The following is an 18,194-nucleotide window of genomic DNA, read 5'->3' on the forward strand; positions in this document are numbered from 1 at the left end:
CCGTGACCGGACTGCTCGAAGGCAAGACCATCCTCATCACCGGCATCATCACCGATGCCTCCATCGCCTTCTCGGCCGCCAAGGTGGCCCAGGAGCAGGGCGCCAAGGTGATCATCACCGGCATCCCGGACCGGCTCCGCCTGATCGACCGCATCGCCAAGCGTCTCCCGCAGGAGGTGCCGCCGGCGATCCCGCTCGACATCACCGACGAGGAGTACCTCGGCACGCTGGCCGACAAGGTCCGCGAGCTCGCGCCCGAGGGCATCGACGGCGTGCTGCACTCCATCGCCTTCGCGCCCCGCACCCTCATGGGTCCCGACGCCGTGCCCTTCCTCGAGGGCCCCGGCCCCGACGTGGCGAAGTCCTTCGAGATCTCCGCGTGGAGCTACGCCTCGCTGGCCCGCGCCGTGCTGCCCGTCATGAACGAGGGCGGCTCCATCGTGGGCATGGACTTCGATCCCCGCACCGCGATGCCCGACTACAACTGGATGGGCGTGCAGAAGGCCGCCCTCGAGTCGGTCAACCGCTACGTCGCCCGTGAGGTCGGCTACGCCAAGAAGATCCGCTCCAACCTGGTGGCCGCCGGCCCGATCAAGACCCTGGCCGCCAAGGCGATCTCGGGCACCGCGACCGACGACGCCAAGAAGCTCAACATGCTCAATCAGTACTGGGACGGCGCCTCGCCCATCGGCTGGAACGTCGACGACCCGGAGGTCGTGGGCAAGAGCATCTGCGCGCTGCTCTCGGATTGGCTGCCCGGCACCACCGGCTCCATCGTCTACGTCGACGGCGGCGCCAGCCACAACACCTGGTTCCCCGAGGAAATGATCAACGCGCAGTCGTGACCCACGATGCGCTGCTCGTGCTCTCCTTCGGTGGGCCCGAGCACCCCGACCACGTACGGCCGTTCCTCGAGAACGTCGTGCGTGGTCGTGGCGTACCACCCGAGCGCCTGGACGCCGTCGAACAGCACTACCAGCGGTTCGGCGGCGTCTCGCCGATCAACGAGCAGAACCGTGCGCTGATCGCGGCCGTATCGGAGGAGTTCGACCGCCGGGGCCGGGCGCTGCCGGTCTACTTCGGGAATCGGAACTGGCATCCGATGGTCGAGGACACCGTGCGGCGGATGAAGGACGACGGCGTGCGCGACGCGCTCGTCTTCGCCACCTCCGCCTGGGGCGGCTTCTCGGGTTGCCGGCAGTACGACGAGGACATCGCCCGCGCCCTCGCGGCCGTGGGACCCGGCGCGCCGCGGCTGACCAAGCTGCCGCAGTTCCACGATCACGAGCTGTTCCTGGACTGCTTCGCCGACGCGGCGCAGGCCGCCCTGGCGACGGTGCCCTTCGGCTCGCGCCTGGTGTTCACGGCGCACTCGATCCCGGAGGCCGCGGACGTGAACGCGGGCCCGCCCGGGGTGTCCAACCTCTACTCGCGACAGGTCCGGGACGCGGCCGCGAACGTCGCCGCCCGGCTGGGGATGGATCACGACGTGGTCTGGCAGTCCCGTTCCGGCCCGCCGCAGGTGCCGTGGCTCGAGCCCGACATCTGCGACCACATCCAGGCGCTGTGGGACGAGCGGGTGCCCGGCGTCGCGGTCGTGCCCATCGGCTTCATCTCCGACCACCTCGAGGTGATCTGGGACCTCGACACCGAGGCGCGCGATCTCGCGGGGGAGTTGGGCATGCCCTTCGCCCGCGCCGCGACCCCGATCCACGATCCGCGGTTCGCGGCGATGGTCGCCGACCTCGTCGACGATGCGGATGCGGGCAGGTCCAGCGGGCTCGGCGTCAGCGTCGACGGCGCCGCGTGCGTCGAGGGCTGCTGCCCGGCAGTGCGGCGCCCGGTTCGCACCTGAAACCCGCGCTCAGCTGATCCGCGGCGCAGTATTTCGAGCGTCCCTCATCTGAACGACGGTTTCAGAATGCTCCGCGCAGTTCGTCGCGGCACACCGCGTTCACGGCGGCCACCCGCGCGGCGCGGACGGTGCGCCACAGGTCGCGGTAGGCGGCGTCGCCGCCCTGCGCGGAGGCGAGGGTGAGACCGGCGTACGGGTTCTCCGCACCCGCGACCAGCAGGATCGCCTCCACCATCCCGGCGCTGTCGAGCACGCGGTGCGCCCGCTCGGCGGCACCGAGGGGCAGCCGGTGCGCGCCCAGGTAGCGGGTCAGCTCCATGACGACGCCGCGCGGGTCCGACGCGGCGTCGGGCGCGGGCGGCAGGCTGGCCAGCGCGGACGGCGCCTCGCGGACGGCGTCCCGCAGCGCATGCTCGGCGGCGCCGAGGGACACCGGATCCGGATCGACGAGTGCGGGCTCGTGGAGGAAGGCCTGCCAGCGCATCACATCGGCGGCCTCGGGCGTCGGCACGAGGGCGATCGTGGACGTCGCGCCGTCGAAGAGCACGACCTCGCCCCGGGCCATCGCCGCTTCCTCCAGGTCGGTGCCCGCGGGGAGGCCCCGCGCATCGCCCGGCGCGGGCAGCAGCAGCCGAACCGAATGCGGCTCCAGGGCACGGATCTCGGCCAGCAGATCGGGGAGGTCGCCGTCGACCACGGACTGCACCGGCGCCCACTCGCCGAGCGCCTCCAGCAGCTCGTCCGTGCCCGCCGAGCCCGCCAGCCAGGCCGCAGACCACACCGCGAAGCCCTGGGCGGGCCCCGCGGTGGCGCGGCGGGCGAGGGTGACGACGGGGGAGCTCATGGGCATTCATCCTAGTCGCGGCACCCGCTGGGGTGTGCGCCCCAGCGGCGCGACTCCCGGGATACGGCGTGCCCGCGCCGCTGGAGCCCACATCTCAGCGCCCACGCCCGCAACGCCGCCATCGCGAGATTTCTGAAACATGTTCTAGCAAAGGCCGCGCGGATCTACCCTGACCGGCATGACCGAATCGGACACCTTCGCCGAGCAGGCCCGCCCGGCCTCCTCACAGCGCACCCCGGACGAGGTGCGCGCCCAGTTGCAGCAGTGGTTCGCCGCGCGCGAGCCGGGCGCGGAGGTGCTCGACCTGCACTTGCCCGAGGGCAACGGCATGTCGAGCGAGACCCTGCTCGCCGCGGTCCGGTTCGGCGACGAGGAGCGGCGCCTCGTCATCCGCGTGGCGCCCCGGCCGGAGTCCGACCCGGTGTTCCCGACCTACGACCTGCCCGCGCAGTTCGCGGTGATGCGGCACGTCGAGTCGTACGGGGTCGCGGCGCCGTCGTGCCTGTGGGTGGAGGAGGACCCGGCGGTGATCGGCGCCCCGTTCCTCGTCATGGACCGCGTCGACGGCGACGTCCCGCCCGACGTCATGCCCTACACCTTCGGCGCCTGGCGCCCCGACTCCACCGACGCGGATCTGCGCGAGCTCGCCGACGCCTCGGTCGACGTGATCGCCACGATCCACGCCGTGCCCGCCCCCGCCGACGGCCTCATTCCGACACCCGAGCCGGGGGAGACCGCGCTCGCCGCGCACCTGCGCCGGCTCCGCGCGTTCTACGACTGGGCGGCGCAGAAGCACGGCGGGGCACCGCTGCTGGACCGCGCGCTCGCGTGGGCCGAGGACAACCTCCCGCCGCACGCCGACCAGGTGCTCAACTGGGGCGATGCCCGCATCGGCAACCTGATGTACGGCGGCCCGGCCGGCAACACGCCCGTCGCCGTGCTCGACTGGGAGATGGCGACCGTCGGACCGTGCGAGCTGGACCTCGGCTGGTTCGTCTACCTGCACCGCTTCTTCCAGGATCTCGCGGAGCTCGCCGGCCTGCCCGGCCTGCCGGGCTTCCTGCGCCGGCAGGACGTCGAGCGACGGTACGCCGACCGGACCGGCCACGTGCCGCGCGACATGGACTTCTACACCGCCTACGCGGCCATCGTGCACGGCGTGATCATGTACCGGATCCAGACCCGGGCCATCGACTTCGGCGCCGCCGTCGCGCCGGAGAACCCCGACGACATGATCCTGCACCGTGCCAGCATCGAGAAGTTGCTCGCCGGCACGTACTGGGAGTCCGTCGTATGACGCTGTCGCCCTTCGACGACTACCCGATCCACCAGGTCGCGGAGGTGATCCGCCACCCCGCGACGTCGGACCGAAACTTCTACGACCGCTACTACTTCAACGCCCACAACGGCACCGCCGCCGAGCCCTTCCTCGTGCTCGGCCTCGGCGTCTACCCGAACCTGGGCGTCGTCGACTGCTTCGCCGTCGCCCGGCACGGCGACGACCAGATCGTCTTCCGCGCCTCCAAGGCCCTCGGCGCCGACCGCGCCGACACGACCGTCGGGCCGATGCGCGTCGAGGTGCTCGACGGGCTACACCGCCTGCGCGTCACCCTCGAGCCCGGCGCGGACTACGACCTCGCCTTCGACCTCACGTTCACCGGCACCGGCCCCGCGCACCTCGAGCCGCGGCACTTCCACCGCCAACTCGAGCGCGTCACCTTCGACACCCAGCGGTTCGTGCAGGTCGGAACCTGGGCGGGCAGTCTCACGGTCGACGGGACCACGTTCGACGCGCGCACCTGGCGCGGCAACCGCGACCGCTCCTGGGGCGTGCGCCCCGTCGGCGAGGCCGAGCCGCCCGGCCGCCGCGTCACCGAGGCCGGCAACTTCTTCTGGATCTACTCCGTCCTGACCACCGCCGACGCCGCGATCTGCGTCGTGCTGCAGGAGGATGTCCGGGGCCGCCCCGTCGTCGAGGACGCCACCTGGATCCCGCACGACGGCTCCGAACCGCGCTGGCTCGGCCACGTCGCGCACGACATCGACTTCGTGCCGGGCACCCGCCAGGCCCGGGCGGCTCGGCTCGTCTTCACGGGTTCCGACGGTGCCGCGACCACCGTCGACGTGCGCATCACCACCGCGAACCACTTCGGCTTCGGCACCGGCTACGGGCTCGACCAGGACTGGCGCCACGGCATGTGGCAGGGCGAGGAGAAGGTCGAGGGCCGGCGGTTCCGCGTGTCCGAGCTCGACGTCAACCTCACGATGCTGGTGCCCGTCGAATACCTCGCGACCTGCACCGTCCGGCATCCCGACGGGCGCACCGAGGAGGGCGAGGGCCTGTTCGAGTTCGGCGCGATCGGGCCGCACACGCGCTACGGCTTCCAGCACTACGTGGATCCCGCGCCGTAGAATCATCCGCCGTGGGACACGGCTATGGCGACATCTACGCGGGGCACGCGAGCAAGAAGGCGCGGGTGGTCCCCGAGGTTCCCGCCGACCACGATCTCGTGGTCGAGGACGCGGCGACCGGCTTCTGCGGGGCCGTCGTAGGCTTCGACAAGAGCTACGACGGCGACTTCGTCAAGCTCGAGGACGGCCGCGGCGTCGTCCGCGTCTTCGCGATGCGCCGGGCCGCCTTCCTCATCGACGGGAAGCCCGTCACCCTGGTGAAGCCGCGGGCGAAGGCACCGTCGGGCCCGCAACGCAGCGCGTCGGGCTCGACCCGCGTCGAGGGCGTCAAGGCCCGCGTCGCGCTGCCCAGCCGGATCTGGGTCGAGGGCATCCACGACGCCGCGCTCGTCGAGCGCGTCTGGGGCCACGACCTGCGGGTCGAGGGCGTCGTCGTCGAGCAGCTCGAGGGCCTCGACCACCTGGGCGCCCGGCTCGCCGAGTTCCAGCCCGGCCCCGGCCGCAAGGTGGGCGTGCTCGCCGACCACCTCGTCGAGGGCTCCAAGGAGTCCCGGATGACGCAGTCGCTCGGGAAGTACGTCATGGTCACCGGCCACCCGTTCATCGACATCTGGGCCGCGGTGAAGCCCTCGTCCGTGGGCATCGCGGCCTGGCCCGACGTGCCGCGCGGCGAGGACTGGAAGACCGGCACCTGCGCGCGCCTCGGCTGGGGCTCGCCGCAGGACGGCTGGCGCCGGGTGCAGGGCGCGGTCACCTCCTTCCGCGACCTCGACGCCTCGCTCATCGGCGCCGTCGAGCGGCTCGTGGACTTCGTCACCGATCCCGCTTCCTGACCGCGGCGCTTGCGGTCGCAGTTATAGAATCCGCAGGTGGCATCGACCCCGACGACCAAACCCGACACCCGGCAGCAGATCCTGCGCGCGGCTCTCGACTGGGTCGACGAGGCCGGCCTGACGCGGATCTCGATGGGCGCCCTGGCCAAGCGCGCCCGCCTGGCGCGGGCGACGCTCTATCAGCACTTCACCGGCAAGGACGCGCTGGTGGAGGCCCTCGTCGCGAGTGAGCTGGACAAGTTCTACCGGCGGATCCACGACTTCGCCGACGAGATCACCGACAACGACGAGCGGCTGGCGTCCGGCTTCGGCTACGCCTACGCCTACCTGCGGGAGCACCGCGCGCTGCAGCACGTGCTGGCCTCGAACCCGGCGCTGCTGCTGCCGTACATCACCGGCGATTCGCCGCAGATCCAGCAGGGGCGGCGGTTCTTCCTGGGGGAGATCCGGCGCGGCGAGTACCGCGACGGCGCCGACGTGCACGCCTTCGCCGACTACTTCGTCCGGCAGCTCCACTCGCTGCTGCTGACCCCGCTGCCGGCCGTCGAGGGCGTCGTCGACGATGCCGACCACCGGGGCCCGAGCTCGGCGAACGTCGAGGCGGGCCGACGGTACGCCCAGGCCTTCGTGCTCCCGGTGCGCGCGACGATCGCTCCCTGACACGCCCTGGAGCTGCTCGAATAGACAGTTCGTTGCGGACTGTCCGGCAGTGGTGTTACGTTCGCCACATGACCGATACGACTTCGCCCGAACGTACCCGCGATGCGGTTGCCGACCGGCTCCTCGGCGGCTCCGTCAAGCGCTCCTACGCGCCGGTCGTCGACATCGACTGGGACGCCCCGATCGACCCCGACAAGTTCTTCCTGCCGCCGCACATGTGCACCCTCTACGGCACGGACATCTGGAACGGCATGACCCGCGAGCAGCAGATCGCCCTCTCCCGTCAGGAGATGGTCAACCTGCTGTCGATGGGCATCTGGTTCGAGAACCTCCTCAACCGCCTCCTGCTCCGCGACCTCCTGTCCAAGGACCCCACCTCGCGCGACGCCTTCTACTCGCTCACCGAGATGGGCGACGAGTGCCGCCACATGGTGATGTTCGGCAAGGTCATCGACCGCGTCGGCGAGCGCCCCTACCGCCTGCGGGGCTGGCAGCTCGCCGTCGTGAAGTACGTTCTCGCCCCGGTCATCCGCGGCCAGGCCGTGTGGATCGCCGCCCTCGTCGGCGAGGAGATCTTCGACGCCCAGCAGCGGCAGATCAAGGACGATCCGGAGCTGCAGCCCATCGTCGCGCGGCTCATGCAGATCCACGTGACCGAGGAGGCGCGGCACATCGGTTACGCCCGCGACGGCGCGCGCCGCGGCGTGGCCGACCGCACCCGGCTGCAGACGCTGCTCGTCGGGAACCTGCACGCCGGCGCCGCTTTCGGCTTCCGGATGCTGTTCGCCAATCCGCGCATGTACGCCCGCGTCGGACTCGACCCGAAGGCCGCCTACCGCGCCGCGATCACCAACCCGCACCACATCAAGGCCAAGCAGGACGGCTTCCGCGACCTCGGCCGCTTCCTCGATTCCGTCGGGCTCATGGGCCCGCTCGCGCGGTGGTCGTGGAAGAAGGCGGGGTTCCTCGCGTGACGTCGGCGGAGCATCCGCGGATCGTCGTCATCGGGTCGCGCGTCCCCGGGGTCGACGGTGCCGTCCTGGCACCATCGGACGTGGTGGACCTGAGGTTCCGGCCCGACCGTGACGCGTGGACGCTGACCACCCCGGCGGGCGTGACGGACTACGACCTCGTGGTGCTCGCGGGAACGACGGCGGCGATCGAGGTTCCCGCGCTGGACCCGCGCGTTGTGCCGCCCGGCACCGTCGGGCCCGCGGACGCCGAGCGCGCGTACCTGGGCATGCTCGTCGACGGGGTGCCCAACCTGGTGCTGATCGACGGTGCGAAGCTCCAGCTGGACACGCTGGATGCCTGGCTGCGGTGGATGTACACCGAGGCGGCCACGCGCCTGCTGTCGCGGCCCCCGGTGACCGCCCGCTGGATCCACAAGGGGCGGCGCGCGCCGTCCCGGCCGGACCGCGACGCGATCGACCTCTCCAACGACCACGTGCGCGACGAGGGCGTCTACGCCGGCGAGGCGGTGCTCCGCTCCGGCGACTTCGAGGCCGTCTCGCCCGTCCGGCTCGCGGGGCACCTCGAGCCGCTCGACGGCAACTACCACTGGTACGGCACCGTCGACGACCTGGAAATCGGTGCGGCGCTGAAGAAGATGCCCCGCGGCAGCGTCACGGTGTCCGTCGGCGGGGGAGAGGCGTCGCCCGCGATGGTCACCGACAAGACGGTGTGGGGCACCTACCGCCTGGTCGGCGTCGGCGCGCCGCCGTACCCGCTCTGACTCATCCCTGCTCGGCGGCCGGCCCGGACACGAGGCGACGGATCTCCTCGACGATCACCTCCGGGTCGGTCAGTGGGACGTTGTGTCCCGAGTTCGCGGCCACGACGTGCCGTCCGGTCGCGGACGCGGCGGCCCGCCCGGCGTGCGCCTCGTTGACCCGCGCGCGCACCGCCTTCCCGAGGCCCGCGCTCTTCGCCCCCGAGATCACGGTGACAGGCAGATCGCCCAGGTCGGGCGCGGCGTCCTGCCACGACTGCAGCTCCGGGTAGAAGGTCTTCAGCTCCTGCGCCATCGCGTCGATCGCGCGCTGGGTGGTCGCCTCACGCGCGAGGTCGGCGCGCACGTCCGCCGGCACTCCGCGGAACAGGAGTCCGCCCAGCAGGCGAAGCGCACCGGTCCGCGCGAGCACGCGGGCGATCGCCGTCGTCAGCGCCACGCGCCGTTCGACGTTCCCGTGGAACATGTCCTCCGCCGCCTCGTCCGACGGGTCGACCAGGACGAGCCCGACGATCCGGTCCGGACGGCGCGACGCGGCCAGGCGCACGATCACGCCGCCCAGGCTGTGGCCGACGAGCACGAACCGGGTGTCGTCGCCGTCGGCGAGGCCGTCGAGGAGGTCGTTCAGGTCGTCGGCCATCCGCCCGAAGGTGCGGTCCGCCGCGTCGGGCTCGCTGCGGCCGAGGCCCGACCGGTCGTACGCCACCGCGGGCGCGAAGACGGACACCGGTGGTTGCGCTGTGCCCCAGGACGACCGGGTTCCGCCGGCGCCGGCCTCGAAGACCACGACCGGCGCACCGGCCGGACCGTCGAGCTGCGCCGCGTGCAGTCGCCTGCCGTCCCGCGTCGTGAGGTACCGACTCCGCCCCTGAGTGTGTGCCATGGCCCCAGGCTAGCGCCGCGCACCGACGGGGTTCTCGCCCGTGCTGTCCGATTCTGGCAGGATCGAGGTATGGCAGCGGCGCTCTGGCTCATCGGCGCGATCCTGCTGGCCGTGGCGGAGACGGCGGCCGGCGAATTCACGCTGCTCATGCTCGGCGGCGGGGCGCTCGTCACCGCCGGCGCGACGGGCGTGTTCGACCTGCCGCTGTGGGCGCAGGGCGTCGTCTTCGCCGTCTCGTCGGTGCTGCTGCTCCTGCTGGCCCGCCCGCCGCTGCGGCGGTACGTCGAGAGCAAGCGGGGTGAGGCACCGTCGTACCTGGAATCGCTCCCCGGCATGAAGGCGACTGTGCTGCAGTCCGTCTCGGGCGAGGCGGGCCGGGTGCTCATCGGCGGGGAGGAATGGTCCGCGCGGACGCCGTACGACGGTGTTCCGATCGCGGTGGGCGTGGAGGTGACCATCGTCGAGATCGACGGCGCGGTCGCCGTCGTGGTCGACAGCTGACCGAAGACCTAGGAGAGGAAGATCCATGGAGGGCATAGGAATCGGACTGGTCGTACTCCTCGTACTGATCCTCGCGGCGGTGGTCGTGCTGGTGAAGTCGCTGGTGCTCGTCCCGCAGGCGCAGGCCGCGGTGATCGAGCGGCTCGGCCGGTACACGCGCACGGTGTCCGGTCAGCTGGCGCTGCTGATCCCGTTCGTCGACAAGGTCCGCGCGCGGGTGGACTTGCGCGAGCAGGTGGTCTCCTTCCCGCCCCAGCCGGTGATCACGCAGGACAACCTGACCGTGAACATCGACACCGTCGTCTACTTCCAGGTGACCCGGCCCGAGGCCGCGGTCTACGAGATCAGCAACTACGTGGTCGGCGTCGAGCAGATCACCACGACCACGCTGCGCAACGTGGTCGGCGGCATGACGCTGGAGGAGACGCTGACCTCGCGCGAGAAGATCAACGGCCAGCTCCGCGGCGTGCTCGACGAGGCCACGTCGCGGTGGGGCCTGCGCGTCGCCCGCGTCGAGCTCAAGTCGATCTTCCCGCCCCCGTCGATCCAGGAGTCGATGGAGAAGCAGATGAAGGCCGACCGCGAGAAGCGCGCCACCATCCTCTCCGCCGAGGGCCACCGGGAGGCCGCGATCAAGTCGGCCGAGGGCGACAAGGCGAGCCGGATCCTGCTGGCGGAGGGCGAGCGGCAGGCCGCGATCCTCGCCGCGGAGGCCGACCGGCAGGCGGAGATCCTGCGGGCCGAGGGCCGCCGCGCCGCCGCGTACCTGGAGGCCCAGGGCGAGGCGAAGGCCATCGAGACCACGTTCTCCGCGATCAAGTCGGGGCGTCCGACGCCCGAACTGCTCGCCTACCAGTACCTGCAGACCCTGCCGGAGATGGCGCAGGGCGACGCGAACAAGGTGTGGGTGGTGCCGAGCGACTTCAACGCCGCCCTCCAGGGCTTCATGCGCAACCTCGGCACGCCCGGATCCGATGGGGTCTTCCGGTTCGAGCCCTCCGAGGACGCGCCGGGCACCGCGCCGGACATCGACACCGAGGGCTGGTTCGACACGCCGGAGCCCGTGGCGCCCGTGGTCGTGACGAAGGACGAGGTGCCCGACGCGCCGATCGCGCCCTCCGCGCCCGCGCCCTCGGCGCAGGAGGCGTCGGCGGAATCCCTCTCGGAGGTCACCGCACAGTTGCCCAGCGGCCAGTCGGCGAGTCAGCTGGGCCAGGGGCACACGCGCTGGCAGAGCCTCGCGCCGTCCGAGGTGCAGCAGCCGGGACAGGTACCGCCGCAGGAGAGCTGACACCACGCGGGGTCGGCACCCGGCACTGGTCAGCGCCCCAGGGCGACCGCCACGCCGGCGCACGCGACGGCCCACAGCACCGAGACGAAGGTGCCGATGATGAACTGCTCCGCCGCGCCGGGGTGGCGCAGCTCGGGGTAGCGGGCGAGGCCCTTCGCGGCGACGATGACCGCGAGGCCGCCGCCGAAGTTCGCGAGCACGCACACCGCGATGGCGGCCCGCTCGAGGATGCCGATCGCCAGGCCGCCGCGCAGGGGTGACGCGGGCGCGGGCTCGTCCGCGGGGCCGCCACCCCCGGGCTCGTCGTCCGAAGGATCACCGTCGGCGGGCGGGCCCTCCGTGGGCGCGGTGTCGCCGTCGGGCTCGTCCTCGCCGGTCGCTCCGGCCAGCGTGAACGCGGCGGTGACCAGCGCGCTGCCGCCCGCCATCGCGGCGAGCACAGCGGCGACCCGCACCGCGGCGAGGCCGAAGCCGGTCGCCGCCGGGGCGGCGAGGGCGACGACGGCCGCCGCCCCGACGAGGACCGCCGGAACCGCGGCCCAGACCATTCCCGCCGGTCCGCGCGCGCCGCTTCGCGACGCGAGGACGCCGGCCACCGTCGCGGCGAGCAGCAGCGCGATCACGACGGCGATCATCGAGCCGCCCCTGCGCCGGGATCGGCCGCGGCCAGCAGTTCGACGGCGAGGGCGCGGCCCGCCGGCTCCACCGACCAGCCCGCCGCCGCCGCGCGCTGCGACGCCGCCTGCCGCGAGACGCCGAGCTCCGCCGCGGCCGCCGTGATCGACATTCCCGTGTTCAGCAAGGCGGTCACCTCCTGTCCCTCCCGTGATCTACGGCCCACGATAAGGCCGAGCACCGACAGGATCGCCTCGGCGCGCGCCGCCGCGGCCCCGTCGTCGCCCCGGACCTGCAGCGGCACGGCCGTGCCCTTCGCGGCCTCGACCGCTTCGCGTGCCGCCTCGAAGGCGCGTCCGCGGCCCGCCCGGGTCTGCGCGGGGAGCGGCTGCTCCACGGGGCCGGCACCGATTCCGATGCTCCAGTGCCCGTCGGCGAGGAGCGCGAGGGCGGCGTCGACGGCTACTGCGGCGTCGTCGGTGACGGCCTGCAGTTCGTCGCCCGCCGTCCGGTCGGGTGCGCGGAGCCAGGCGAGGGGCGCCAAGAGGGCGCGCGCCGCCTCGACTCGGTCGGAGTCGGAGCGGCTGCCCCGTTGGTCGGCGGTGAGGACGAACATGACGCAAGTGTATGGACTTGCTAAGGTCTAGCGCAAGGTTTTTGACTTGCCGGGCAGGCGGCTGCTGCTCGGGCGCCTCACGCGGCGAGCTCGGGATGGCGGAGCAGCGAGCCGCTGACGACGGCGCGGGCGAAGGTGCCGCGTGCCGCGGTGACCCACCCCGCCACCAGGCCGAGGAAGAAGACGACCGCGAGCACGGCGTATCCGGTGGCGCCGGTCGCCGCCGCCATCGCGCTGAAGCCGGTGGCGCAGGTCCCGACGGGGAAGGTGAAGGACCACCAGGTCAGGGCGTACGGCAGGCCGTCCGCCGTCCCCAGCGCGGTGCGGGCGGTGAGCACGAGCGCGACCGCGGTCCACATCAGGACGGCGACCGTGACGCTCCAGCCGTAGTCCGTGCCGAAGCGCTGCAGGCCGGCGGCCAGGTCGGGGCCCACGGCGAGGTGCGCGGTGGAGCCGAGCCCGTTCGCCGCGGTGATCGACTGCCCGAGCGGGCCGAGCACGATCCACGCGGTGGGGATCATCGCCGGCGCCCAGAGGGGGCCGCGAACCAGGCGGAGGAGCACTGCGGGGAGCACCACCAGCGAGGTGGCGAGAGTGAAGGCGAAACAGGCGTAGCTGAACCACAGCAGCGCGGTGCGCACAGCGCCCTCCGCCGCGTAGGGCAGCAGCACCGCACCGCCGGCGGCGGTGACCATGGGGGAGACGACGGGCATCAGCCAGCCCGCGAACGCGGCGTCCGAGCGGTAGTGGCCGCCGCGGACCATCAGCGCGGGGATCAGGAGGGCGAAGAACAGGCCGAGTGCTGTGCCGATCACCCACAGGGTGGTGCCCAGCGCGAGCGCGGCCGTCAACCCGATCCAGTCGCGGCCGACGAGCACCGCCCCGATGCCGACGGTGAGGAACGCCATCGCCATGGCGCCGTAGAAGTTGCCGATCACGGGGTCGCGGTGGTGCCGGCGGGCGAACGCGGGGTACCGGATCCAGTGCGCGACGGTGCCGAAGGTCAGCACGGCGAGCAGGACCGCCGCCAGCACCCACACCGCGGCGGCCGCGGTGCGGAGGCCGGGCGCGTGGACGGGGAGACCCACTGCAGCGTTGGCGATGATGCCGGTGCCCATGACCGAGGCGAACCAGTTCGGCGTGAGGTTGGAGAACGCCTCCCACGGGCTGCGGAGGTCGCGCAACAGCCCGGACGGGGCGGGGCCGGCGGCGCGGTCGGCGGTGGTCATCGCGTGCATGAGACCACTCTGTTGCCCGATCGAGGCATCCAGAACCCACAGGGCACCTATTTACCCATAGAATAAGGCTATGGATATGCCGTCGGTGGAATCGCTGCGCCTGCTGGTGGCGGTTGCGGATCTGGGGTCGATCTCGGCCGCGGCGCGGGAGTGCTCGATCTCCCAGCCGAGCGCCAGCTCCCGCCTGCGCCACCTCGAGCGCCAGCTTCGGCTCGACCTGCTGGATCGCCGCACCCGGGGCGCCGAACTCACGCCCGAGGGCGCCGCGGTCACCGAGTGGGCGCGGTCGGTGGTGACCGCGATGTCGGCCCTGCAGACCGGCGCGGAGGCGCTGCGCTTCGACCACACCGTGCGGATCGCCTGCAGCCAGACCATCGCCGAGTACCTCATGCCGGCGTGGCTCGCCCGGCTGCGCGAGCACACCGACGAGCCCGTGCACCTCACCGTCGGCAATTCCGCCGCCGTGATCGCCGAGGTGCGCGGCCACGTCGCGGACCTGGGCTTCATCGAGGGCCCGACGGTGCCCGACGACCTCGCCTCGCGGACCGTCCGCACCGACCGGATGGTGCTGGTCGCCGCGCCGGGGGACCGTCTGTCCCGGCGGCGGGACGACCGCCCCGTGACCGCGGCGGAGCTCGCGGAACTGCCGCTGGTCACCCGCGAACCCGGGGCCGGCACCCGCGACGCGCTCGAGGCCGCGCTGCGGAGGGTGGGGCTCGAGTCGGACCCGCGATCCATCGCGCTCGGCACGAACGCCGCCGTGAAGATCATGGTCGCCGCGGGCGGCCGGGCCGCCGTGCTCAGCGAACTCGCGGTGAATGCGGAGCTGCGCGACGGCCGGCTCGTCGAGATCCCCACCGACGGCGTCGACCTGCATCGACGCCTGCGCGCGGTGCGGCGCAAGGACGCCGCACCGCGCGAGGTGGTGGATACGTTGCTGGCGGTTGCTAGCGGGCGCGCCGCCGGAACGCCGAGAGCACGCCGAGGATCACCACGGTGACCAGTACGAGGAACATCGTGTTCGCGGCAGCGCCGAACAGGTCGCCGCGGTCCGACTGGGTGAACACCGTGACGGGCAGGGTCCGCCACGACGCCGGGTAGACCATGATCGTCGCGCCGAGCTCGCCCATGCACAGCGCCACCGACAGGCCCGCCGCGGCGGCGATCGACGGCAGCAGCAGCGGCAGGCGCACCGTCAGCAGCAGGCGCAGCGGCGACGCGCCGAGCGAGCCGCCCACCTTGTCCAGCATCGGATCCAGCTGCGAGACCGCCGCCGAGACCATCGAGTAGGCGAAGGCGAAGACCAGGATCGCCTGCACCAGGATCACGATCGACGGGGTGCCGCCCAGGACGATCGGCGGCGCCGAGAAGGCCACGAGCACGCCCAGGCCGACGACCACCGAGGGCACGGCGACGGGCAGGTGGAAGAACGCGTCGATCGCGCCGCGGAGCCGCCCGGGCAGGCTCGGCACCGCCAGCGCCGCCCACGTCCCGGCCACCACCGCGAGCGCGGAGGCGAGGAGCGCGGTCTGCACCGAGACGCCGATGCTGGCGGCGTTCTCGGGCGTGAAGACGTCGGCGACGTGGTCGGTGGTCAGCGCGGACGGCAGCACCGAGGTCCAGCTCGCGCTGAACGCCGTGATCACCGTGACGGCGATCGGCGTGATCACCAAAGCCAGCAGGACGACGGCGAAGGCCGCCCAGACGGCGACGCGGGCCGCCGGGTTACGCACCAGCATCAGCGGAGTCCCTTCTTCATGAGCAGGCGGTACGCGACGTACGCGCCGATGGAGATGAGCAGCTGCACCGTCGCGAGCACGGCCGCCGAGGCGAAGTCCTGCCCCACGATTGAGCGGGTGTAGATGAGCATCGGCACGGTGATGACGTCCTTGGCGCCGGTGAACAGCACGATCCCGAACTCGTTGAGCGTGAGCAGGAACGTGAGCGAGCCCGCGGCGGCCAGCGCCGGCAGCACCGCCGGCAGGATCACGCGGGCGATGATCCGCAGCGGTCCCGCGCCCAGCGACGACGCGACGTCGATCTGCACCGTCGGGAACTGGCCGAAGGCGGCGAGCATCGGCCGCACCACGAACGGCGTGTAGAAGGCGATCTCCGCGAGCACCACGCCCCACAGCGACGTGGTGAACGAGCCCGTCGGGACGCCGAGCGCCTGGGCCACGCCGACCGGGCCGAGCAGGACGCCCAGCGCGAGCGGGATGAGGAAGCTGGGGAACGAGACCACGACCTCGATCAGGCGCGAGACCGCCGCCGCGCCCGGGAAGGGCACGAAGGCCAGCACCAGCGCGAGGAAGGTGCCCGCGACGAGGCAGCCGGCCGTCGACAGGGCCGCGACCTTCACCGTCGTGCCCAGGGCGCTCAGTACGGCTCCGTCGGTGAGAGTGTCGCGCCAGGTCGCCAGGCCGGCGGGGCGCTCGGCCTTGTCGGTGAACGTGCGCGCGACGATCCCGACCAGCGGGTACACGACCGCGACGAGGATGAACGCGACCGGCGGCAGCACCCACACCCAGCGCGGCACCGCGAACGACGGGCCGGCGGGCGGGGCCGGGGGCGCGGGCGGCGCGTCCAGTACGACCGTCACCGCGGCACCACCATCACGTCGGCGGGGTCGACCTCTACCCACAGCGTCTCGGCCTTGAGCGGCGCCTCGGTGAGCACCGGCACGTCGACGCCGATCGTCTCGCCCGTCTCGGCGACGCGCGCCGTCACGTGCCGGACCGCTCCGCGCCACTGCTCCTGCTCGACGGTCACCCGCAGACCGTTCGACGGTGCCGTCCGCGTGAACCGCCAGGCCCACGGGCGGACCGCGAGGTGGTGGTCACCGTCGGGCAGCGGACGCGAAGTACGGAGCGCCCCGCCGGGCAGGACGTCGGCGCCGCCGAGGAAGGTCGCGGTGAACCGTGTCGGCGGGCGGTGGAACAGCTCCTCGGTGGTGCCGATCGCCTCGAGCCGGGCGTCGCGCATGATCGCGACCCGATCGGCCAGGGCGAGGGCCTCGCTCTGGTCGTGCGTCACGTAGACCATCGCGACGTCGGGCAGCTCGGCGCGCAGGCGCTGCAGCTCGCCGAGCATGTCCTTGCGCATGCCGGCGTCGAGGGCCGAGAGCGGCTCGTCGAGCAGCACGACGTTCGGCCGGGTGGCCAGCGCGCGGGCGATAGCGACGCGCTGCTGCTGGCCGCCGGACAGCTGCCGCGGCAGGCGATCCGCGTATTCGGCCATCCCCACCATGCCGAGCACCTCGGCGACGCGGGGAGCGATCTCCGACCGGTCGGCGCCGCGCGAGCGCAGGCCGAAGGCGACGTTCTTCGCGACCGTCATGTGCGGGAACAGGGCGTAGCTCTGCACCACGATGCCGATGCCGCGCTTGGCGGGGGACAGGCGCGTCACGTCGCGGCCGTCGATGGTCACGGTGCCCGCGGACACCTGTTCGAAGCCGGCGATCGCCTTGAGGGCGGTGGACTTTCCCGATCCCGACGGCCCCAGCAGCGCGACGGTCTCGCCGCGCGCGACCTCGAAACTGCAGTCCCGCAGGGCGACCGTGTCGCCGTAGGTGACGCTGACGCTCTCCATTCCGACCGCCACCGTGCGGCGGACCGTCCGATCCACGGCGTCGTCGTCGAGTCCCTTCGGTGCCCCGACGGTGCGCTTCGGCGCGGTCACTGACCCGTCGCCTTTTCATAGCTCTTGATGTCCGCGTCCAGCCCGCCGAGGACCTCGTCCCAGTTCGGGTACCAGATCTCGACGCCGTCGATCGCCTTCTGGAAGGCGTCCCACTGCGGGCCCGACGGGGTGACGTCGCTGCGGACCGGCGCGCCCCAGGCGCGGGCGGGAACGTTCTGCTGGACGTCCTTGGAGAGCAGGTGCTCCATGAGCTTCTTGCCGTTGGCCGCGTGGGGCGCCTTGTCGGCGAGGCCCATGTAGTACGGCAGCGGCAGCGTGGTGCGCTTGCCGTTGAAGGTGGGGTAGAAGACCTCGTAGGCGACCTTGTCGGCGGCGATGGCGGCGAGCGCCATCTGGACGTCGGAGTTCGCGACGATCAGCTCGCCCTTGGACGTCTTCGGGCCGAGCTTGCCGGTGGACGTCGACGGGCCGACGTTGTTCGGCTGGAGGTCGGCGAGGTACTTCAGCGCGGCCTCCTTGCCCATCACGTGCTGCAGGAGGAGCAGGAGCGCGGTGCCGTCGCCCGCCTTGCCCGGCGTCGAGTACTGGATCTTCTGCGTGAACGCCGGGCCGGTGAACTCGGCCCAGTCGGCGGGCTTCGGCTGCGCGGCCGTGTTGCGGATCATCGCGAAGTAGTTGTTGACCACGGCGACGTAGGTGCCGTCGGCGGCCTTGAGCTGGGCGGGCACCGCGGAGGTGTCGACGTCCGACTTCGTCAACGAGCCCTGCTGCTGGGCCTGCTGGATGAACGGCGGCAGGGTGACGAGGACGTCGACCTGCGGGTTCGCCTTCTCCTTCTGGGCCCGGGAGACGACCTCACCCGAACCGGCCTCGACGAGGGCGACCTTGACGCCGGTGTGCTTGGTGAAGTCCTCGAATTCGGCCTTGTACCAGTCGCCGAGGCCGTCGGCGCTGTAGACGGTGACGGTGTCCGAGGAACCGGTGCCGCCGCCGGTGCCGCCGCACGCGGCGACCGCGAAGACCGCGGCGACGGCCGTGATCGCGGAGAGGGATCGGGTGATGCGCATGGGGGAGT

20 protein-coding genes are annotated in these 18,194 nt (G+C 72.3%); 11 read left to right on the plus strand and 9 right to left on the minus strand.

Going from position 1 to position 18,194, the window contains the following annotated elements; all coding sequences use genetic code 11:
* Nucleotides 1-2: 2 nt before the first annotated feature.
* The gene (inhA, locus tag LB823_RS02220; RefSeq protein ID WP_168544074.1) at nucleotides 3-845 is read left to right on the plus strand and encodes an NADH-dependent enoyl-ACP reductase InhA; all 843 of its coding nucleotides are present in this window, start codon (nucleotides 3-5) and stop codon (nucleotides 843-845) included.
* The gene (locus LB823_RS02225; RefSeq protein ID WP_224645128.1) at nucleotides 842-1,855 is read left to right on the plus strand and encodes a ferrochelatase; all 1,014 of its coding nucleotides are present in this window, start codon (nucleotides 842-844) and stop codon (nucleotides 1,853-1,855) included. Before inhA ends, LB823_RS02225 begins: the two co-directional genes overlap by 4 nt.
* Nucleotides 1,856-1,916: 61 nt before the next feature.
* Here LB823_RS02225 and LB823_RS02230 read toward each other — a convergent pair whose 3' ends face one another.
* Nucleotides 1,917-2,699 carry a hypothetical protein gene (locus tag LB823_RS02230; protein ID WP_224645129.1) on the minus strand — a complete coding sequence of 261 codons (783 nt, stop codon included), beginning with the start codon at nucleotides 2,697-2,699 and terminating at the stop codon, nucleotides 1,917-1,919.
* Nucleotides 2,700-2,877: 178 nt separating this feature from the next.
* Here LB823_RS02230 and LB823_RS02235 point away from each other — a divergent pair, with 178 nt between their 5' ends.
* From LB823_RS02235 to LB823_RS23965, 6 genes are all read left to right on the plus strand, one after another.
* Nucleotides 2,878-3,996, plus strand: coding sequence for a phosphotransferase family protein (locus tag LB823_RS02235; protein ID WP_224645130.1), 1,119 nt, complete (start codon nucleotides 2,878-2,880; stop codon nucleotides 3,994-3,996).
* Entirely contained in the window at nucleotides 3,993-5,111 is a 1,119-nt protein-coding gene (locus LB823_RS02240) for a hypothetical protein (RefSeq protein WP_224645131.1), read from the plus strand. Before LB823_RS02235 ends, LB823_RS02240 begins: the two co-directional genes overlap by 4 nt.
* 11 nt (nucleotides 5,112-5,122) lie before the next feature.
* Complete coding sequence (locus tag LB823_RS02245; protein WP_224645132.1) at nucleotides 5,123-5,944, plus strand: DUF3097 domain-containing protein; 822 nt, start codon at nucleotides 5,123-5,125, stop codon at nucleotides 5,942-5,944.
* A 36-nt stretch (nucleotides 5,945-5,980) separates the two neighbouring features.
* A complete protein-coding gene (locus LB823_RS02250; RefSeq protein ID WP_224645133.1) occupies nucleotides 5,981-6,604 on the plus strand; it encodes a TetR/AcrR family transcriptional regulator in 624 nt (207 codons plus the stop codon).
* Between the two features lie 68 nt (nucleotides 6,605-6,672).
* Complete coding sequence (locus LB823_RS02255) at nucleotides 6,673-7,578, plus strand: diiron oxygenase (RefSeq protein ID WP_224645134.1); 906 nt, start codon at nucleotides 6,673-6,675, stop codon at nucleotides 7,576-7,578.
* The gene (locus tag LB823_RS23965; RefSeq protein ID WP_224645135.1) at nucleotides 7,575-8,339 is read left to right on the plus strand and encodes a DUF4873 domain-containing protein; all 765 of its coding nucleotides are present in this window, start codon (nucleotides 7,575-7,577) and stop codon (nucleotides 8,337-8,339) included. The genes LB823_RS02255 and LB823_RS23965 overlap by 4 nt, the downstream gene beginning before the upstream one ends.
* A gap of 1 nt (nucleotide 8,340) precedes the next feature.
* On the opposite strand, the gene LB823_RS02265 is transcribed toward LB823_RS23965, so the two are convergent.
* The gene (locus LB823_RS02265; protein WP_224645136.1) at nucleotides 8,341-9,219 is read right to left on the minus strand and encodes an alpha/beta fold hydrolase; all 879 of its coding nucleotides are present in this window, start codon (nucleotides 9,217-9,219) and stop codon (nucleotides 8,341-8,343) included.
* A 69-nt stretch (nucleotides 9,220-9,288) separates the two neighbouring features.
* Here LB823_RS02265 and LB823_RS02270 point away from each other — a divergent pair, with 69 nt between their 5' ends.
* Both LB823_RS02270 and LB823_RS02275 read left to right on the plus strand, forming a co-directional pair.
* On the plus strand, nucleotides 9,289-9,720 hold the full coding sequence (locus LB823_RS02270) for an NfeD family protein (protein ID WP_224645137.1): 432 nt from the start codon (nucleotides 9,289-9,291) through the stop codon (nucleotides 9,718-9,720).
* A gap of 25 nt (nucleotides 9,721-9,745) precedes the next feature.
* On the plus strand, nucleotides 9,746-11,011 hold the full coding sequence (locus tag LB823_RS02275) for an SPFH domain-containing protein (protein ID WP_224645138.1): 1,266 nt from the start codon (nucleotides 9,746-9,748) through the stop codon (nucleotides 11,009-11,011).
* Nucleotides 11,012-11,040: 29 nt separating this feature from the next.
* Here LB823_RS02275 and LB823_RS02280 read toward each other — a convergent pair whose 3' ends face one another.
* The 3 genes from LB823_RS02280 to LB823_RS02290 all read right to left on the minus strand — a co-directional run bounded on the left by LB823_RS02280 (nucleotide 11,041) and on the right by LB823_RS02290 (nucleotide 13,480).
* Nucleotides 11,041-11,646 carry a hypothetical protein gene (locus LB823_RS02280; RefSeq protein ID WP_224645139.1) on the minus strand — a complete coding sequence of 202 codons (606 nt, stop codon included), beginning with the start codon at nucleotides 11,644-11,646 and terminating at the stop codon, nucleotides 11,041-11,043.
* Nucleotides 11,643-12,242, minus strand: a complete 600-nt coding sequence (locus LB823_RS02285) for a hypothetical protein (RefSeq protein WP_224645140.1) — start codon at nucleotides 12,240-12,242, stop codon at nucleotides 11,643-11,645. Before LB823_RS02285 ends, LB823_RS02280 begins: the two co-directional genes overlap by 4 nt.
* A gap of 77 nt (nucleotides 12,243-12,319) precedes the next feature.
* On the minus strand, nucleotides 12,320-13,480 hold the full coding sequence (locus tag LB823_RS02290) for a TDT family transporter (protein ID WP_224645141.1): 1,161 nt from the start codon (nucleotides 13,478-13,480) through the stop codon (nucleotides 12,320-12,322).
* Between the two features lie 70 nt (nucleotides 13,481-13,550).
* Between LB823_RS02290 and LB823_RS02295 the strand changes: the two genes are divergently transcribed.
* A complete protein-coding gene (locus tag LB823_RS02295; RefSeq protein WP_224645142.1) occupies nucleotides 13,551-14,480 on the plus strand; it encodes a LysR family transcriptional regulator in 930 nt (309 codons plus the stop codon).
* On the opposite strand, the gene LB823_RS02300 is transcribed toward LB823_RS02295, so the two are convergent.
* The 4 genes from LB823_RS02300 to LB823_RS02315 are packed head-to-tail and all read right to left on the minus strand — an operon-like array spanning nucleotide 14,428 to nucleotide 18,186.
* The gene (locus tag LB823_RS02300) at nucleotides 14,428-15,219 is read right to left on the minus strand and encodes an ABC transporter permease (RefSeq protein WP_224645143.1); all 792 of its coding nucleotides are present in this window, start codon (nucleotides 15,217-15,219) and stop codon (nucleotides 14,428-14,430) included. The genes LB823_RS02295 and LB823_RS02300 overlap by 53 nt on opposite strands.
* A complete protein-coding gene (locus tag LB823_RS02305) occupies nucleotides 15,219-16,079 on the minus strand; it encodes a 2-aminoethylphosphonate ABC transporter permease subunit (protein WP_224645144.1) in 861 nt (286 codons plus the stop codon). Before LB823_RS02305 ends, LB823_RS02300 begins: the two co-directional genes overlap by 1 nt.
* Nucleotides 16,076-17,158 carry an ABC transporter ATP-binding protein gene (locus LB823_RS02310; RefSeq protein ID WP_374201263.1) on the minus strand — a complete coding sequence of 361 codons (1,083 nt, stop codon included), beginning with the start codon at nucleotides 17,156-17,158 and terminating at the stop codon, nucleotides 16,076-16,078. Before LB823_RS02310 ends, LB823_RS02305 begins: the two co-directional genes overlap by 4 nt.
* Nucleotides 17,155-18,186, minus strand: a complete 1,032-nt coding sequence (locus tag LB823_RS02315; RefSeq protein ID WP_224645145.1) for a 2-aminoethylphosphonate ABC transporter substrate-binding protein — start codon at nucleotides 18,184-18,186, stop codon at nucleotides 17,155-17,157. The genes LB823_RS02310 and LB823_RS02315 overlap by 4 nt, the downstream gene beginning before the upstream one ends.
* Nucleotides 18,187-18,194: the final 8 nt, after the last annotated feature.

Source organism: Tsukamurella sp. M9C, assembly GCF_020169415.1.
In the GTDB taxonomy this organism is placed as follows: domain Bacteria; phylum Actinomycetota; class Actinomycetes; order Mycobacteriales; family Mycobacteriaceae; genus Tsukamurella.